Below are 14,841 nucleotides of genomic sequence, written 5' to 3'. Positions count from 1 at the left end.
CATAAGCGACGCTGGCTGCGGACGATGAAGGCAGCCATAGGGCGCCGAAAGGTATGACGGCGGGAAGGGTTAGCGGCGGGAGAGAGTCTTGCGAAAAAAACGAAACGTTCCCCACAGACCAACCGCGCGACGACCCCAGAGGATCAGCTTGCTTGGATGGCGTAAGCCATAAATGGCGATAAGGCCGGAGCCAACGACCCAATATTTTCGCCATTGCAGCAGATTGTGCCAGTAGCGATCGTAAGGGGCGGTTGATTCCAGCAGGCTTTTTTTATTCGCTGATAAATCCAGCCTCTGCTGCTGGATTTTACGCAGAAGCTGGATTTTTTCTTTATCACGCTGCTGATGACTCATTTTGATTCATCCTCCAGCAGTGCGCGATCGGTTTCCAGCTCTTTACGGGTTGATTTGAGTAACGTTGGGCGTCGAACCTTCAGTAAGGTCCATATGCCGAGAATGATGGATAAACCAAGTAAGGTGGCGGTAATGCATCCCAGCGCAAACAAACGATATTGGGGATCGACTCCCCAAATAATCAATGCAATCAGGCTCATTAAACCAAAGGTGGCGAAGAGCAGCGTTAATCCAGCCATGATAATCAACTGAATCAGATTGGCTTTTTCTTCTTCCAGCTCGATAACCGCCAGACGGACACGCGTTTCAACCATACTGACAAGAATGGTGATGATACGCTGCGCAGAGGCTATGGCCCCGCTAGCGGGGCCTTGTCGTTGTTTATCAGTCATAATTGGTCAGAGTAATTAACGGCGGGAAAGCAGGACGCCAATCACAACGCCAATTGCCGCGCCGATACCTACGCCAGTCCACGGATTTTCACGAACATAATCGTCTGCGCATCCCACCGCTTCACGGGTATGGGTCGCGATGCGTTCACCGGTTTCACTCAGACGAGAGCGTGTTTCTTTCAAGGCTGTTTCTGCTTTACTGCGCAGTTTATCCAATTCCGCTTTGGATTTATCGCTGGAACCGCTGATGACCTCTTCCAATGTATCCGCCAGTGATTTTAATTCCGCGCGTAGAACTTCAGAACTCTGATCTTTAGCCATATTAGATAACCTTTATGTTATAAGCCTAGAGTATCAACTATAGACTAATTTTCGATTTTTGCTTGTTATCTGAGGCGGATAATTCTTATAACTTATTGTATGTTTTCGGTTGTTGCGCCAGGCGGCTTTCGGCGTATTACTTTTTTTGCAAGGCTTGTAATTCCTGCTCGGCTTCAGCCAGCTTTTTCTCTCTTTTAAGAATTTTTTGCGGATCTCCTTCACGCTTGCTTTCACTCAGCTCGCGTTGGCGTTCGGCGATTTCCGCTTGTTGATCGGCAATCTTATCCTGATGTTCGGCCGCCAGCTTTTCGTCGGTGCAATGTGATTTGACCCCGTCCAGCGCTTTTTCCAATCCAGCAACACGATGCTGGTTGCCGTTTTGGCGGGCGTGTTCGATCTGGCGTTGAATCTCCTGCTCTTTTTGTAAACAACTCCCTTGCACATTGGCGGCCTGCGCCAGAGTATTGCCGGAGAATACCAATACGATAGCGGCCATTAAATGATGTATTTTCAATTTATTATCCTAATTTTGACTGTTTTTGCGTTAACTTTTGTTGCCAGAAAGGAGTGGGTTTGGCGGTTTGTTGCGTCGTGACGCTCGCTTTCGGCAAGGAAAGGCGTAAGACGTCTCTGGCTTCGACGCTCTGCGCCGGCGACACCAGACGTACGATCAGGCTGTCCTTGGCCGGGGTAATGCTTTTTATCTCGATGCCGCGTTCATTCAAGCGTTGATAAATATAGAAGCCGTCAGGCAGCGTCGCCCCTTGATAGAGTGGCTGGATGTGTAACATGGCCTCATCCTGCGAATGAGGGGACGACAGCATCAATGCCAGGATCGGCAGTGCGACTAACAGCAAGATTCGCCATAATTTTTGGGGGTAAATCCAGCGGATTAACACCGTTAATTTCCTTTTTCCGCATTAGCGGTACGCTTTTTACGCCAAAGTAAAAATAGCGATCCAAACAAACCGATAAACAGCAGCGCCAGCGGCAGCATCATCAGGAAAAACATCAACTCATCTTCGTATTTCCGAAAGACGGGGGTTTTCCCTAATGCAAAACCGAGCGACACCAGAATCAGTACCCATAATAGCGCGCTCATCCAGTTAAAGAATTGAAAACGGGCATTATTTAAGCCCGACAACCCTGCAATTGTGGGCAACAACGTGCGTATAAATGCCAGAAAGCGGCCGATTAATAGCGCAGAAAGACCATGGCGATGGAAAAGCTGATGCGCCCGCTGGTGATAGTGCGCAGGCAAATGCGACAACCAGCCTTGCACCACACGGGTATTACCCAGCCATTTCCCCTGAATATAGCTGACCCAGCATCCCAGACTGGCTGCCGTTGTCAGCAAAACAATGGTAAAGGGGAAATTCATGGTGCCCTTGGCGACCAGAACGCCGACCAGGATGAGTAAGCTGTCGCCGGGCAAGAATGCGGCCGGGAGTAAGCCATTTTCTAAAAAAAGAATTAAAAACAGTAAAATATAGATGGTCCACACCAGTTTAGGGTCGGCTAAAACATCGAAATCTTGAAGCCAAAGCGCATTTAACAGTTCTTTAATAATATCCATCCGGTATTCCTAATACTGCTGCATAACATTTAACCCGTGGCGATGTGAACGCGCTCGGTCATGATATATAGGGTAAACACGATCTATTAAATGGCACGGCTCCAACGCGATTTCTTTAAGATTTATTCGGTGGAACGTGCCGATGATAATACGGGGATCTGGACGGATTCTCATTTTATACTCACGTCATCTGAATATTAGGTTGATATTCAAATCGGCCATTGACGCGTTTTATCCCCAAAACCACGAATTAAACGTAAAAAAGACCTTCTAACTGTAACAAAACAGGTGTTGTTGAGACAGGAAAATATCACAACAATTGGGTTGATTTAAGGCATGTTATAGATGGAATATCGATGTTTCCGCCATATTTTACACTCGCTGACAGAAGTCGACGCTTTTTGACTTTTTGCCCCCGACTTCGCGCGCGGGGGCAAAAGTGGCATGACGTGGCGTCAAGGTTTGTTGCTGCTAATTTGATCTAAGTGGACGACGGGGTTTTCCGCAAACATATAGCGATCGACATTAAATTCAAAATCGTCGGTAGTGGCGCGGAACAGCATTTGTTTTGTGTTCTCCAGATGCTGCCACATGGCGAGTTTGGCCGCATAGGGATCTTTACGAATCAGCGCCTTGAGGATCTCATCGTGTTCCTCATACCAGCTTTCGATGGATTTATCATCGATATGTTCGTGCAATTTACGCCAGTATGGATTGTGTATGCGCTGACTCCACATTTTCTCGACGATGGTGGCCATCGCTGAATTTTGCGTGGATAAGGCAACCTGGACATGGAATTTCAGATCCCACGGCGAATCGCGGGAGCGATCCTCCTGGCGGGCGTGTTCCTGAATTTCCATCAGTTGCACGATATCCTGCCGGGTAACCTGTGTCGCGGCAAATTCGGCAATATTGCTTTCAATTAGTTGACGCGCCTGAAGGAGTTCAAACGGACCGGCGGTAACGAATTCGACATCTCCGTTACTGATTAACAGGTTTTTCTGTTGGTTGGAAATGACATGAATGCCGGAGCCTTTACGGACTTCAACATATCCTTCCACTTCCAGCATAATGATCGCTTCACGCACCACGGTGCGGCTAACGTTCATTTCTTCAGAAATATAGCGTTCGGCGGGCAATTTTTCGCCAACCTGATAAACGCCGCTTTCAATCCGCTGCTTTAATTCCGCGGCCAGTTGCCGGTATAGACGTCGGGGTTCTGTGAGTTCCATGATGCCTGCTCTTAGATAGTGACGGTCCATGTGCTACGTCAGGGACTAAATTCCTATCTCGTAAATGTTCAGATGATGATTTGTTATACCACTTAATGGTAACAGCAACTAATGTCGGGGTCACAGTTATTCGCAACGATAGATTTTGCGCAGAGGACGTCGACCCGGTAGCGGACGGCACCGGGTCGAGTGGCTAAAGCAGGAAATAATCAGTGTTGCCGGGCTTCTTTTAATGCTTCCGGCGCTGTGGGTATTTCGATGGCCGGCCGGTTTTGCAATACCGTCCAGATAACCAGCGCGCCTAACAGGTCGAATACGGCCAGGGCGGCAAACAGCGGGCTGAAACCCAGCGTATCGGCCAATGCCCCGACCACCAGCGCAAACAGGGTGCTCGCCATCCAGGCCGCCATGCCGGTTAAGCCATTAGCCGTTGCGACTTCGTTGCGCCCGAAGACATCGGAAGAGAGGGTAATCAGCGCGCCGGACAGCGCCTGATGGGCAAACCCGCCAACACACAGCAAGGCAATGGCGGCGTACGGACTGGTAAACAGGCCGATCATGCCGGGGCCAATCATCAGCACCGCCCCCATGGTAACCACCAGTTTGCGGGAAACGATCAGGTTAACTTTAAAGTATTTCTGGAACAGCATCGGCAGATAGCCGCCGAGGACACAGCCCAAATCGGCAAACAGCATCGGCATCCAGGCGAACATGGCGATTTCTTTCAGGTTGAAGCCATAGGCTTTAAACATAAACAGCGGGATCCAGGCATTGAACGTTCCCCATGCCGGTTCAGCCAGAAAGCGCGGCAACGCAATCCCCCAGAACTGACGGTTGCGCAAGATCTGCCAGGCGGACATCTTCTTCGCGTTATTGGTTTGATGGTGGGCTTCCTGTCCGCTGAGGATGTAATCGCGTTCTTCATCGCTGAGTTTTTTCTGATCTTTCGGGTGCTTGTAGAAAAGCAGCCAGCAGATTGCCCAAATCAGGCTCAGCGCGCCGGTAATAATGAACGCCAGCTCCCAGCTATGCAGCATAATGGCCCAGACCACCAGCGGCGGGGCGACCATCGCGCCGATAGATGAGCCCACGTTAAAGTAACCGACGGCGACGGAGCGTTCTTTGGCGGGAAACCATTCGCTGCTGGCCTTCAAACCTGCGGGGATCATGGCGGCTTCCGCCATCCCAACCGCGCCGCGCGCGATTGCCAGGCCTCCCCAACTGTGGGCTAATGCGGTTCCCATACAAAATATGGCCCACATGATGGCAAACACGGCATAGCCGATTTTGGTGCCGAGCAGGTCCAGGACATAGCCGGCAATCGGCTGCATAATGGTGTAACACGCTGAATAAGCAGCAATAATGTAAGAGTATTGTTGTGTCGTGATATGTAATTGGTCTTGTAAGGTTGGTGCAGCGACCGCGATTGCATTACGCGTCAGATATCCCAGCACGGTACCTATGGTCACCAGGCCGATCATATACCAGCGTAATCCTTTGATTTTACGCATTTCAATTTCTCTCCGAGTCGATAAAAACACTGCGATGCCGCGCCAAATGGCGTCATGTACGGTGCAGGTAAAACACGCCTATTTTTTGTACTTGTCAGGAAAGACATGCTCTTGATGCGATAGAGATTGAATCCCTGCTTATGGCAGCGCTACAATAATTTGTCATACAACTTTAAAGGTTGAGTGACATCACAAAACCGTAAAATTCACATGGAATAAGAAAATTGGCCTTGAAAGAGGTATTTGACGCGGAGATATGATAGATGTGCTGCGATATTGCACCGTTTGTTAGGTTTTTGCGATCATGACCTCACAATTGATATGCAATATCGAACATAATTGGTGTGATATCTTTAAACGAACAGCCCATTTGGTGCACAAGACGCACGGTAAGGAAGAAAACTATGCCTCAGTTCCTCAGTGAAGATTTTTTGTTGGATAACGCATTTGCCCGTCGATTGTATTATGACTATGCCGTCAGCCAGCCTATCTTTGACTATCACTGCCATTTACCGCCGGAGCAGATAGCAGAAAACTACCGATTTAAAAATCTGTATGACATCTGGTTAAAAGGCGACCATTACAAGTGGCGCGCAATGCGGGCCAATGGCGTGCCTGAGCGTCTTTGTACCGGCGATGCCGGCGATTGGGAGAAATTCGAAGCCTGGGCGGCTACCGTTCCCCATACTATCGGTAACCCGCTGTATCACTGGACGCATTTGGAGTTGCGCCGTCCGTTTGGCATAACCGGCACGCTGTTATCACCGTCAACGGCAAAAGAGATCTGGCAGCGCGGCAATACCCTGCTGGAACGCGATGAATTCACGGCCCGCGGCATTATGCAGCAAATGAACGTGAAAATGGTGGGCACCACCGACGATCCGATAGACGACTTGCGTCATCATAAAGCCATCGCGCAGGACGGCAGTTTCTCGATTAAAGTGCTGCCGAGCTGGCGGCCGGACAAAGCGTTCAATATTGAAGCTGAAGGTTTTGTTGATTATATGCACCGGTTGGAAGCGGCATCCGATACCTCAATTACCCGCTTCAGCGATCTGCGCGATGCGCTGAAAAAACGTATGGACCACTTTGCCGCGCACGGCTGTAAAGTTTCCGACCATGCGCTGGATGTGGTGGTTTATGGCGAAGCGGATGATGCAACGCTGGATGCGATCCTGTCCCGCCGCCTGAGCGGTGAAAAAACAACGCCGGAAGAAGCGGCGCAGTTTAAAACCGCCGTTCTATTATTCCTCGGCAGTGAATATCACCGCCGCGAATGGGTACAGCAGTACCACATCGGCGCATTGCGCAATAATAATAGCCGCCAACTGAAACTTATCGGGCCGGACACCGGTTTCGACTCGATTGACGATCGGCCTCTGGCCCAGCCGCTTTCCCGTCTGCTGGACGCCCAGGCAAAAGACAACAACCTGCCGAAAACCATCCTCTATTGCCTGAATCCGCGCGATAACGAAGTGATTGGCACCATGGTGGGTAACTTCCAGGGTGAAGGTACGCCGGGCAAGATGCAGTTTGGTTCCGGCTGGTGGTTTAACGATCAGAAAGACGGTATGCAGCGTCAGATGACCCAGCTTGCGCAGCTTGGCCTGCTGAGCCGTTTCGTGGGGATGTTGACCGATAGCCGCAGCTTCCTTTCCTATACCCGTCATGAGTATTTCCGCCGCATTCTGTGCCAGATGATCGGGCGCTGGGTTGAAGACGGGGAAGCGCCGGCCGATCTGCCACTGCTGGGCGAAATGGTGAAAAACATCTGCTTTGATAACGCTAAAAATTACTTCGCCATTGAACTGTAAACCGCTGCGGGCGGGAGCGGTACGGCGTTCCGCCCGCCATTGTAATCTAGGGCAAGGATGATCGTGGTGTTGAATCAGCCGGTGCCCTGCATGTGAGTCCTGTCTTGAGGTAACTTAATTAATGCAAACGTTAAATCGTGGTAATTTCCCCGGCCGTCAGCATCCAGATCGCGTTATTCAGTTTGGTGAAGGTAATTTCCTGCGCGCCTTTATTGACTGGCAGCTGGATCTACTCAATGAATATACCGATTTGGATGCGGGGATCGTTGTGGTTCGTCCGATAGATACGGACTTTCCGCCGGCGCTGGATACCCAAGATGGGTTATACACCACGATCGTTCGTGGTTTGAATGAGCAGGGCGAGGCCGTACGTGAAACGCGTCTGATCCGTTCCGTTAATCGTGAGATCAATATCTACCGCCAGTTTGATGACTATCTGTCGCTGGCTCATGACCCGAATATCCGTTTTGTCTTTTCCAATACCACCGAGGCGGGTATCAGCTATCACGCGGACGATTGCCTGACCGATGCGCCGCCTGTCAGTTTTCCGGCCAAGCTCACCCGTCTGCTGTATGAACGTTTTTGCTATTTTGACGGCGCCGTAGATAAAGGCTGGGTATTGCTGCCTTGCGAGCTGATTGATTACAACGGCGTGGCGCTGAAGGAGCTGGTGCTGCGCTATGCGAAACAGTGGGAACTGACGCCGGCCTTTGTTGAATGGCTCGACGAACACAATACGTTCTGCTCCACGCTGGTGGACAGAATCGTCACCGGTTATCCGCGTGCTGAAGTTGACAGCCTGCAACAAGCGTTAGGCTATACCGATACGTTTCTGGACACCGCCGAATATTTTTATCTATTCGTGATTCAGGGGCCGCAATGGCTGGCGCAAGAATTACGTTTGGATCAGTTGGCTCTCAATGTGCGCATCGTTGATGACATCAAACCCTATAAAGAACGCAAGGTCGCCATTCTAAATGGCGCGCATACGGCGCTGGTGCCGGTCGCCTGGCTGGCCGGATTGAATACCGTCGGGGAAGCGATGAGCGATGCCCAGATCGGTAAGTTTGTGGAAAAAACCATCGCCGAAGAGATCGTACCGGTTCTTGATTTGCCTCACGATGAACTGATGTCATTCGCTCAGGCCGTATTAAGCCGTTTCCGCAACCCTTTCATACAACACCAATTGTTGTCTATCGCTTTGAATGGCATGACTAAATTCCGTACCCGAATTTTGCCGCAGCTGCTGGCGTACCGTGAGCGTCAGGGTGAGCTTCCGGCCCGTCTGACGTTCGCTCTGGCGGCGCTCATCGCCTTTTACCGCGGCGAACGCAGCGGCGAGCGCTATCCGCTACAAGACGACGCCTGCTGGTTGGAACGTTATTCCGCTTTATGGACTGGCGTTACGCAGAACACCGTCAGCCTGACCGATTTGGTAAACGCTGTACTCGGCGATGCTGAACACTGGGGAGAAGATTTGACGCAGGTTCCGGGGCTGGCGGCACAGGTAACGCAACAGTTGCAGACTATCGTTGAGAGCGGCATGCGCTCTGCGGTGGCAAGTTATTGCTAACGGCAAAAGGTTTATCCATGCAAAGCACGATAAAAATTCATTCACTGGACAATGTGGCTGTTGCACTGCGCGATTTGGAACAAGGTGAAACGGTGTCCGTGGGTAATCAGACGGTGACGCTGCGGCAAAATGTGGCGCGCGGGCATAAGTTTGCGCTGGAGGTCATCGCGCCCGGAGGGATGATCATCAAATACGGCTTGCCGATAGGTCACGCCCTGGCTGCGATTGCGCCCGGCGAACATATTCACTCCCAGAATGCCAAGACCAACCTGAGCGATCTGGATGAATATCAATATCAGCCGGCATTCATCGACCTGCCGCTTCAGATGAAAGATCGGGAGGTGCGGATTTATCGCCGCAAGAACGGGGATGTCGGTATCCGTAACGAATTATGGATACTGCCGACGGTAGGTTGCGTTAACGGTATTGCCCGTCAGATCCAACAGCGTTTTCTCAAAGAAACGCAGAACGCGGAAGGTATTGACGGCGTTTATCTGTTTAGCCATCCGTTTGGCTGCTCTCAACTGGGGCAGGATCATGAAAATACCCGCACCATGCTGCAAAACATGGTGCGCCACCCGAATGCGGGAGCGGTATTGGTGATTGGTCTGGGATGTGAGAATAATCAGGTTGATGCCTTCCGCGCCACGTTGGGGGAATATGATGCGCAGCGGGTCGATTTTATGATCTGCCAGCAGCAGGATGACGAAGTGGAAGCCGGGCTGGAGCGTTTGCACGCGCTTTATCAGGTTATGCGTCATGACAAGCGTGAATCCGGCAAGCTCAGTGAACTCAAATTTGGTCTGGAATGCGGGGGATCCGACGGGCTGTCGGGGATTACGGCTAACCCGCTGCTGGGGCGTTTCTCGGATTATCTGATCGCCAATGGCGGCACCACGGTGCTGACGGAGGTGCCGGAAATGTTTGGCGCAGAGCGCATCCTGATGAGCCGCTGCCGTGATGAAGCCACGTTTGCCAAAACAGTGCATATGGTTAATGACTTCAAACGGTATTTTATCGCCCACGAACAGCCGATTTATGAGAACCCATCGCCGGGCAATAAGGCTGGCGGCATTACCACACTGGAAGAGAAATCACTCGGTTGCACTCAGAAAGCGGGTCAGAGTAAAGTGGTCGATGTGCTGAAGTATGGTGAGCGCTTACATACTCCGGGTCTCAATCTTCTCAGCGCGCCGGGTAACGATGCGGTGGCAACCAGCGCGCTGGCGGGGGCCGGGTGTCATATGGTGCTGTTCAGCACCGGGCGGGGAACGCCCTATGGCGGTTTTGTTCCGACGGTGAAACTGGCGACCAACAGCGAACTGGCGAAGAAAAAACCGCACTGGATCGATTTTGACGCCGGTCGCCTGATTCTCGGAATGACAATGGATGCGTTGCTGATGCAGTTTGTCGATCTTATCGTCGAGATCGCCAACGGCAAGTTGGCTAAAAATGAAATTAATGACTTCCGTGAGTTAGCCATTTTTAAAAGTGGCGTGACGTTGTAAACCTTTGGTACTATGGTTAAAATAAAACGGCGTTTCATTCGTGTGACGCCGTTTTGCTTTTCCGCAGTTGTCTTTTATAGGCAGGGATCATGACACATTATTGGTTTGCCCAGTCGGTGGGGATATTGGCCTTTCTGGTCGGTATTACCCTATTTTTTAACCGTAATGACCAGAAATTTAAAATACAGCTTTCGGTCTACAGCGCGGTTATCAGCTGTCACTTTTTTCTGATGGGAGCGAATGCGGCGGGGGTCAGCGCGGCGCTCAACGCCATTCGTACCGTGATATCGCTAAAAACGCACAATATCGCGGTGATGTTCGTATTTATTGCACTGACGCTGGCTTTCGGCCTGAGCGGCATGCGCCACGCGATGGAACTCCTGCCGATAGCGGGTACGGTCGCCAGTACCTGGGCGCTGTTTCGTACAACCGGTTTAACCACGCGCTGCGTGATATGGTGCTCGACGGCATGTTGGGTCGTACATAACGTCTGGCTGGGCTCGATTGGCGGCTCGATGATTGAAGGCAGTTTTCTGCTGATGAATGGATTTAATATCGTTCGCTTCTGGCGGATGCAGAAACGCGGGATCGATCCGTTTATGGTGGAGGGGAAAGAGACCGGTAAGGTCTAGCGAAAAACGTTTCTTCCGCGTTTGCCGCAGACGGTAAGCGTCTGCGCCGCGTTTAGGCATAAAATGCGGGATAGCCGCCGCCGACAACGGCTATCCCCTGCATCAGTTACAGCGTGCTCAGCCGTTCCTGCTTCGCCTGTTTTGCTTCTTCCGCCTGGCATACGGCGGCAATAAAGATCACATCCGTTGACGAGTTGACCGCGGTTTCCGCCGAGTCCTGCAAGACGCCGATAATGAAGCCAACGGCGACGACCTGCATGGCGATATCATTTGAAATACCGAACATGTTGCAAGCCAGCGGGATCAGCAGCAGCGATCCTCCGGCGACGCCAGACGCGCCGCAGGCGCAAATTGATGCGACGACGCTGAGCAATAGCGCGGTGGGCAGATCGACCTGAATGCCCAGCGTGTGGACCGCCGCCAGCGTCAGCACCGTGATGGTGATGGCGGCTCCCGCCATGTTGATGGTGGCGCCCAGCGGGATGGCGACGGAATAGGTGTCTTCATCCAGATTCAGCTTACGGCATAGCTCCATATTCACCGGGATATTGGCGGCGGAGCTGCGGGTGAAAAAGGCGGTGACGCCGCTTTCGCGCAGGCAACGGAATACCAATGGATAAGGATTGCTGCGGGTTTTCCAGTATACGATCAGCGGATTAACCCCCAGCGCCACCAGCAACATCCCGCCGATTAACACCATGAGCAGATGCGCGTAGCTCCACAAGACGCCAAAACCGGTTTCCGCCAGCGTCGACGCCACCAGACCGAAGATCCCCAGCGGTGCGAAACGAATAACGACGCGAACGATAGCGGTGACCGCGTTAGAGGCATCGGTGAGCAGGGTTTTTGTGCTCTGCGCGCCATGGCGAAACGCGATGCCCAATCCTACCGCCCACGCCAGAATACCGATGTAGTTTGCGTTCAGCAGCGCGTGGATGGGATTGGCGATGATACTCATCAACAGACCTTCCAGCACTTCCACGATACCGGATGGCGGCGTGATGTCTTCAGCTTGCGCGCTGAGCGCCAGGGTTGAGGGGAATAGGGTGCTCAGTACCACGGCGATCAGCGCCGCCGAGAAGGTTCCGATCAGATAGAGCACCAGTACCGGGCGGATATTGGTTTTCTGCCCCTGCTGATGGTTGGCTATGGACGCCGTGACCAGCACTAATACCAATAATGGCGCAACGGCTTTCAGTGCGCCGACGAACAGCGTGCCTAATAAACCGGCGGCAATGGCGGCTTGGGTTGAAACAGAAGCCAGAATAATCCCGGCGGCCAGTCCGAATAGTATCTGTTGCACCAGACTACCGCGCGTAATGTACTGCAAAAAGCGTGACTGTTGATTTTCCATAGTATTGACGGCAAAGCCGTTTCCGTTTGGGTGGTTGTGTTTTTACGGAGGTGAAATCTTTGACGATCGTAGCGCCGGATCTCTTTCTATACCGTAACTAAATATGTTTGCGCGTGTCAGTATATGAAAAAATGATACGAGGAGAAGAGGCGGCGGCGTTTTTTCTGCTTTGTGCCGGATTTTGGTCATTGCCGTACAGCGAGGACTGTACGGCAAGTGCAGGAAATGAAAAGGTTATTGCGTCATACGGCGGTTGACCCACACATTAATCAACATGGTGATGACCAGAATGCCGGCAACCACCCCCAGCGAAATCGCGATGGGAATATGGAAGAGGTCGATCAGCATCATCTTGGTGCCGATGAAAATCAGGATGACGGCCAGTCCGTATTTCAGCAGGGAGAAACGTTCCGCCACGCCGGCCAACAGGAAGTACATGGCGCGCAGCCCCAAAATGGCGAACAGGTTGGAGGTTAATACGATAAAGGGATCGGTCGTTACGGCGAAAATGGCCGGGATACTGTCGACGGCGAATATCACATCGCTGATTTCGACCAGTATCAGCACCAAAAACAGCGGCGTGGCATACAATAGCCCGCTGCGACGGACAAAAAATTTGTCGTTTTCAATGCTGTCGGTCATACGCAGATGTCCGCGCAGCCAGCGCACCAGCGGTTTGTTGCCAATGTCGCCGCCGTCTTCTTTAGCCAGCGCCATTTTGATACCGGTAAACAGCAGGAATGCGCCGAAAACGTACAGCAGCCATTGGAACTGTGTGACCAGCCAACTGCCGCCAAATACCATGAGCGTTCTCAGAACGATGGCGCCTAGCACGCCGTAAATCAGAACCCGGCGTTGGTATTGCGGCGGAACGGAAAAATAGCCGAACAGCATCAACCAGACGAATACGTTATCGACGGCGAGCGCTTTTTCAATCAGATAGCCGGTCAGGAACGCCAGCGACTGAGCATTGGCGACTTCCCGCCCCAGCGTGCCGTCCAGATACCACCAGAAACCTGCGTTAAACAGTAAAGAAAGCGTTACCCAGACAATCGACCAGATGGCGGCCTGCTTGAATGTCATTACCGTCGAACCTTTGCGCCCTTGATAGAGCAGGTCGATGGCCAGCATAACGATAACAATGACGGCAAAGCTGCCCCATAACCACGGCGTGCCAATGGTGTGCATAGCAAATATCCTTAAACGAAAAGAAAAACGGCCAACATCGGAAGACGCTGGCCGCTTATCATTATAGCTGCAAGTGCACCTCGCCTTCCGGCAAGGTCTCACTTACAACATTAATGCAGTAATCTGATTAAGGTTGCCCGGTAACCGGATGCATTTTTTTACCCTTTGTCTTTCAAAGCGCAGACGTATTGGCTGCCTGTTGAAATGATTGGGTATCGCATCGTAATGACGATTAACCGGCGGAAAAGTTACTCCCCTTTGCTGGTCAGAAGATAGGTGAAAATATGATCCGGGTCAAATAAATATCGTCATCACAACGGCGAATTCTGTTTAGCCCGAATGGCCCGGCGTCCTGGCATCCGCGGGAAAGGTAACGCCGGTTTGGCGGCGGATTTCCGTTAGCAAGCCGGCCACGGTATGTGAACGGGCCAACTCCGTATGTTGCAGCGTCTTATTCGCCACCAGATCGGCAAAGGTTTCCGCTTCGTACAGCATGCTGTTGATATGTTGCGGCAGGCTAAGATCCACCGATTTGCCGTTACGCGGCACAAATGTCACTTTCTGGCATTCAGACAGCTTTTCAACGATCAGCGATCCCTCTTCTCCCTGAATTTCACTGGCGATGGCGGAGTCGCTGACTTTGGAGTGAAGGATGGTGATGTCAAAATCGGCATACTGCATAAGAATGCCGCCGTGGGCATCGACGCCGCTGTCCAGCAGCGTCGCGCAGGCCTGCAGTTTGGCGGGCGCGCCCCATATCGCCACCGCGAAGGCGATGCAATAGTAGCCGATATCCATCACCGAACCGTTCGAAAACGCCGGATTAAACGTGTTGGGATTTTCGCCGGCCAGGTAGCGCGGATAGCGGGAGGAATACTGACAGTAGTTCAGCAAAACCTTGCGCAATTTACCGATTTTGGGCAGCGCCTGGCGCACGACATTGAAGTTAGGCAGGCTGGCGGTTTTAAAGGCCTCGAACAGGACGACCTGATGCGCTTTGGCGCAGGCGATCATCTGCTCGGCCTCATATTGCGTGGAAGCCAATGGCTTCTCACAGATAACGTGTTTGCCATGGCTCAGAAACAGCAAGGTCTGCTCGCAGTGCAGTGAATTCGGGCTGGCGATATAAACGGCCTCGATCAACTCGGATTGCGCCATCTCCTCAAGCGAATCAAATTGCGTATCGACCATATAATCAAGCTGGTATTGCCGGGCTTTTTCCGGCGTGCGCGAGTAAATGGCCGTCAGCTTCATTTTTCCGGTTTCGTGGGCGGCATCGACAAACTGACGAGTGATCCAACTTGTTCCTACAGTAGCGAAGCGAATCATGGCGTTTGGTATCCTGCTGACAATGACGAGAAGCGTCAGATTATCATGGTGAAATGG

15 protein-coding genes are annotated in these 14,841 nt (G+C 51.9%); 4 read left to right on the top strand and 11 right to left on the bottom strand.

The genetic code is table 11. From position 1 onward, the window contains the following. Positions 1–69: 69 nt before the first annotated feature. The 8 genes from ACN28R_RS15905 to ACN28R_RS15870 all read right to left on the bottom strand — a co-directional run bounded on the left by ACN28R_RS15905 (position 70) and on the right by ACN28R_RS15870 (position 5,386). Positions 70–354, bottom strand: coding sequence for a YqjK-like family protein (locus ACN28R_RS15905; protein ID WP_048636324.1), 285 nt, complete (start codon positions 352–354; stop codon positions 70–72). Next, positions 351–746 (bottom strand): phage holin family protein, encoded by a 396-nt coding sequence (locus ACN28R_RS15900; protein ID WP_095834913.1) that lies wholly within the window; start codon positions 744–746, stop codon positions 351–353. Before ACN28R_RS15900 ends, ACN28R_RS15905 begins: the two co-directional genes overlap by 4 nt. Positions 747–761: 15 nt before the next feature. After that, positions 762–1,067 carry an ElaB/YgaM/YqjD family protein gene (locus ACN28R_RS15895; RefSeq protein ID WP_048636322.1) on the bottom strand — a complete coding sequence of 102 codons (306 nt, stop codon included), beginning with the start codon at positions 1,065–1,067 and terminating at the stop codon, positions 762–764. Between the two features lie 136 nt (positions 1,068–1,203). Further along, complete coding sequence (locus tag ACN28R_RS15890; RefSeq protein ID WP_095834912.1) at positions 1,204–1,581, bottom strand: DUF1090 domain-containing protein; 378 nt, start codon at positions 1,579–1,581, stop codon at positions 1,204–1,206. Positions 1,582–1,585: 4 nt separating this feature from the next. Further along, on the bottom strand, positions 1,586–1,966 hold the full coding sequence (gene mzrA, locus ACN28R_RS15885) for an EnvZ/OmpR regulon moderator MzrA (protein WP_048636320.1): 381 nt from the start codon (positions 1,964–1,966) through the stop codon (positions 1,586–1,588). A 2-nt stretch (positions 1,967–1,968) separates the two neighbouring features. Further along, positions 1,969–2,643, bottom strand: coding sequence for a DedA family protein (locus tag ACN28R_RS15880; protein ID WP_048636319.1), 675 nt, complete (start codon positions 2,641–2,643; stop codon positions 1,969–1,971). Positions 2,644–3,098: 455 nt separating this feature from the next. Continuing rightward, positions 3,099–3,875 (bottom strand): transcriptional regulator ExuR, encoded by a 777-nt coding sequence (gene exuR / locus ACN28R_RS15875; RefSeq protein ID WP_048636318.1) that lies wholly within the window; start codon positions 3,873–3,875, stop codon positions 3,099–3,101. Positions 3,876–4,084: 209 nt separating this feature from the next. Next, entirely contained in the window at positions 4,085–5,386 is a 1,302-nt protein-coding gene (locus ACN28R_RS15870; protein WP_048636317.1) for an MFS transporter, read from the bottom strand. 404 nt (positions 5,387–5,790) lie between these two features. Between ACN28R_RS15870 and uxaC the strand changes: the two genes are divergently transcribed. From uxaC to ACN28R_RS15850, 4 genes are all read left to right on the top strand, one after another. After that, positions 5,791–7,200, top strand: a complete 1,410-nt coding sequence (uxaC, locus tag ACN28R_RS15865; protein ID WP_095834911.1) for a glucuronate isomerase — start codon at positions 5,791–5,793, stop codon at positions 7,198–7,200. 121 nt (positions 7,201–7,321) lie between these two features. Then, entirely contained in the window at positions 7,322–8,773 is a 1,452-nt protein-coding gene (locus ACN28R_RS15860; RefSeq protein WP_095834910.1) for a tagaturonate reductase, read from the top strand. A gap of 17 nt (positions 8,774–8,790) precedes the next feature. Further along, the gene (locus ACN28R_RS15855; protein ID WP_095834909.1) at positions 8,791–10,281 is read left to right on the top strand and encodes a UxaA family hydrolase; all 1,491 of its coding nucleotides are present in this window, start codon (positions 8,791–8,793) and stop codon (positions 10,279–10,281) included. Between the two features lie 89 nt (positions 10,282–10,370). Further along, on the top strand, positions 10,371–10,913 hold the full coding sequence (locus tag ACN28R_RS15850) for a YgjV family protein (protein WP_048636313.1): 543 nt from the start codon (positions 10,371–10,373) through the stop codon (positions 10,911–10,913). A gap of 106 nt (positions 10,914–11,019) precedes the next feature. Here ACN28R_RS15850 and sstT read toward each other — a convergent pair whose 3' ends face one another. From sstT to ACN28R_RS15835, 3 genes are all read right to left on the bottom strand, one after another. Then, a complete protein-coding gene (gene sstT / locus ACN28R_RS15845) occupies positions 11,020–12,267 on the bottom strand; it encodes a serine/threonine transporter SstT (protein WP_095834908.1) in 1,248 nt (415 codons plus the stop codon). A 234-nt stretch (positions 12,268–12,501) separates the two neighbouring features. Next, positions 12,502–13,455 carry a TerC family protein gene (locus ACN28R_RS15840; protein ID WP_048636311.1) on the bottom strand — a complete coding sequence of 318 codons (954 nt, stop codon included), beginning with the start codon at positions 13,453–13,455 and terminating at the stop codon, positions 12,502–12,504. Between the two features lie 330 nt (positions 13,456–13,785). After that, positions 13,786–14,784 (bottom strand): Gfo/Idh/MocA family protein, encoded by a 999-nt coding sequence (locus ACN28R_RS15835; protein ID WP_095834907.1) that lies wholly within the window; start codon positions 14,782–14,784, stop codon positions 13,786–13,788. Positions 14,785–14,841: the final 57 nt, after the last annotated feature.

This window comes from Brenneria goodwinii (genome assembly GCF_002291445.1).
Taxonomy (GTDB): Bacteria; Pseudomonadota; Gammaproteobacteria; order Enterobacterales; family Enterobacteriaceae; genus Brenneria; species Brenneria goodwinii.
The sequence above is the reverse complement of the archived record's forward strand: the minus strand, read 5'-3'. Positions and strand labels throughout refer to the sequence as shown.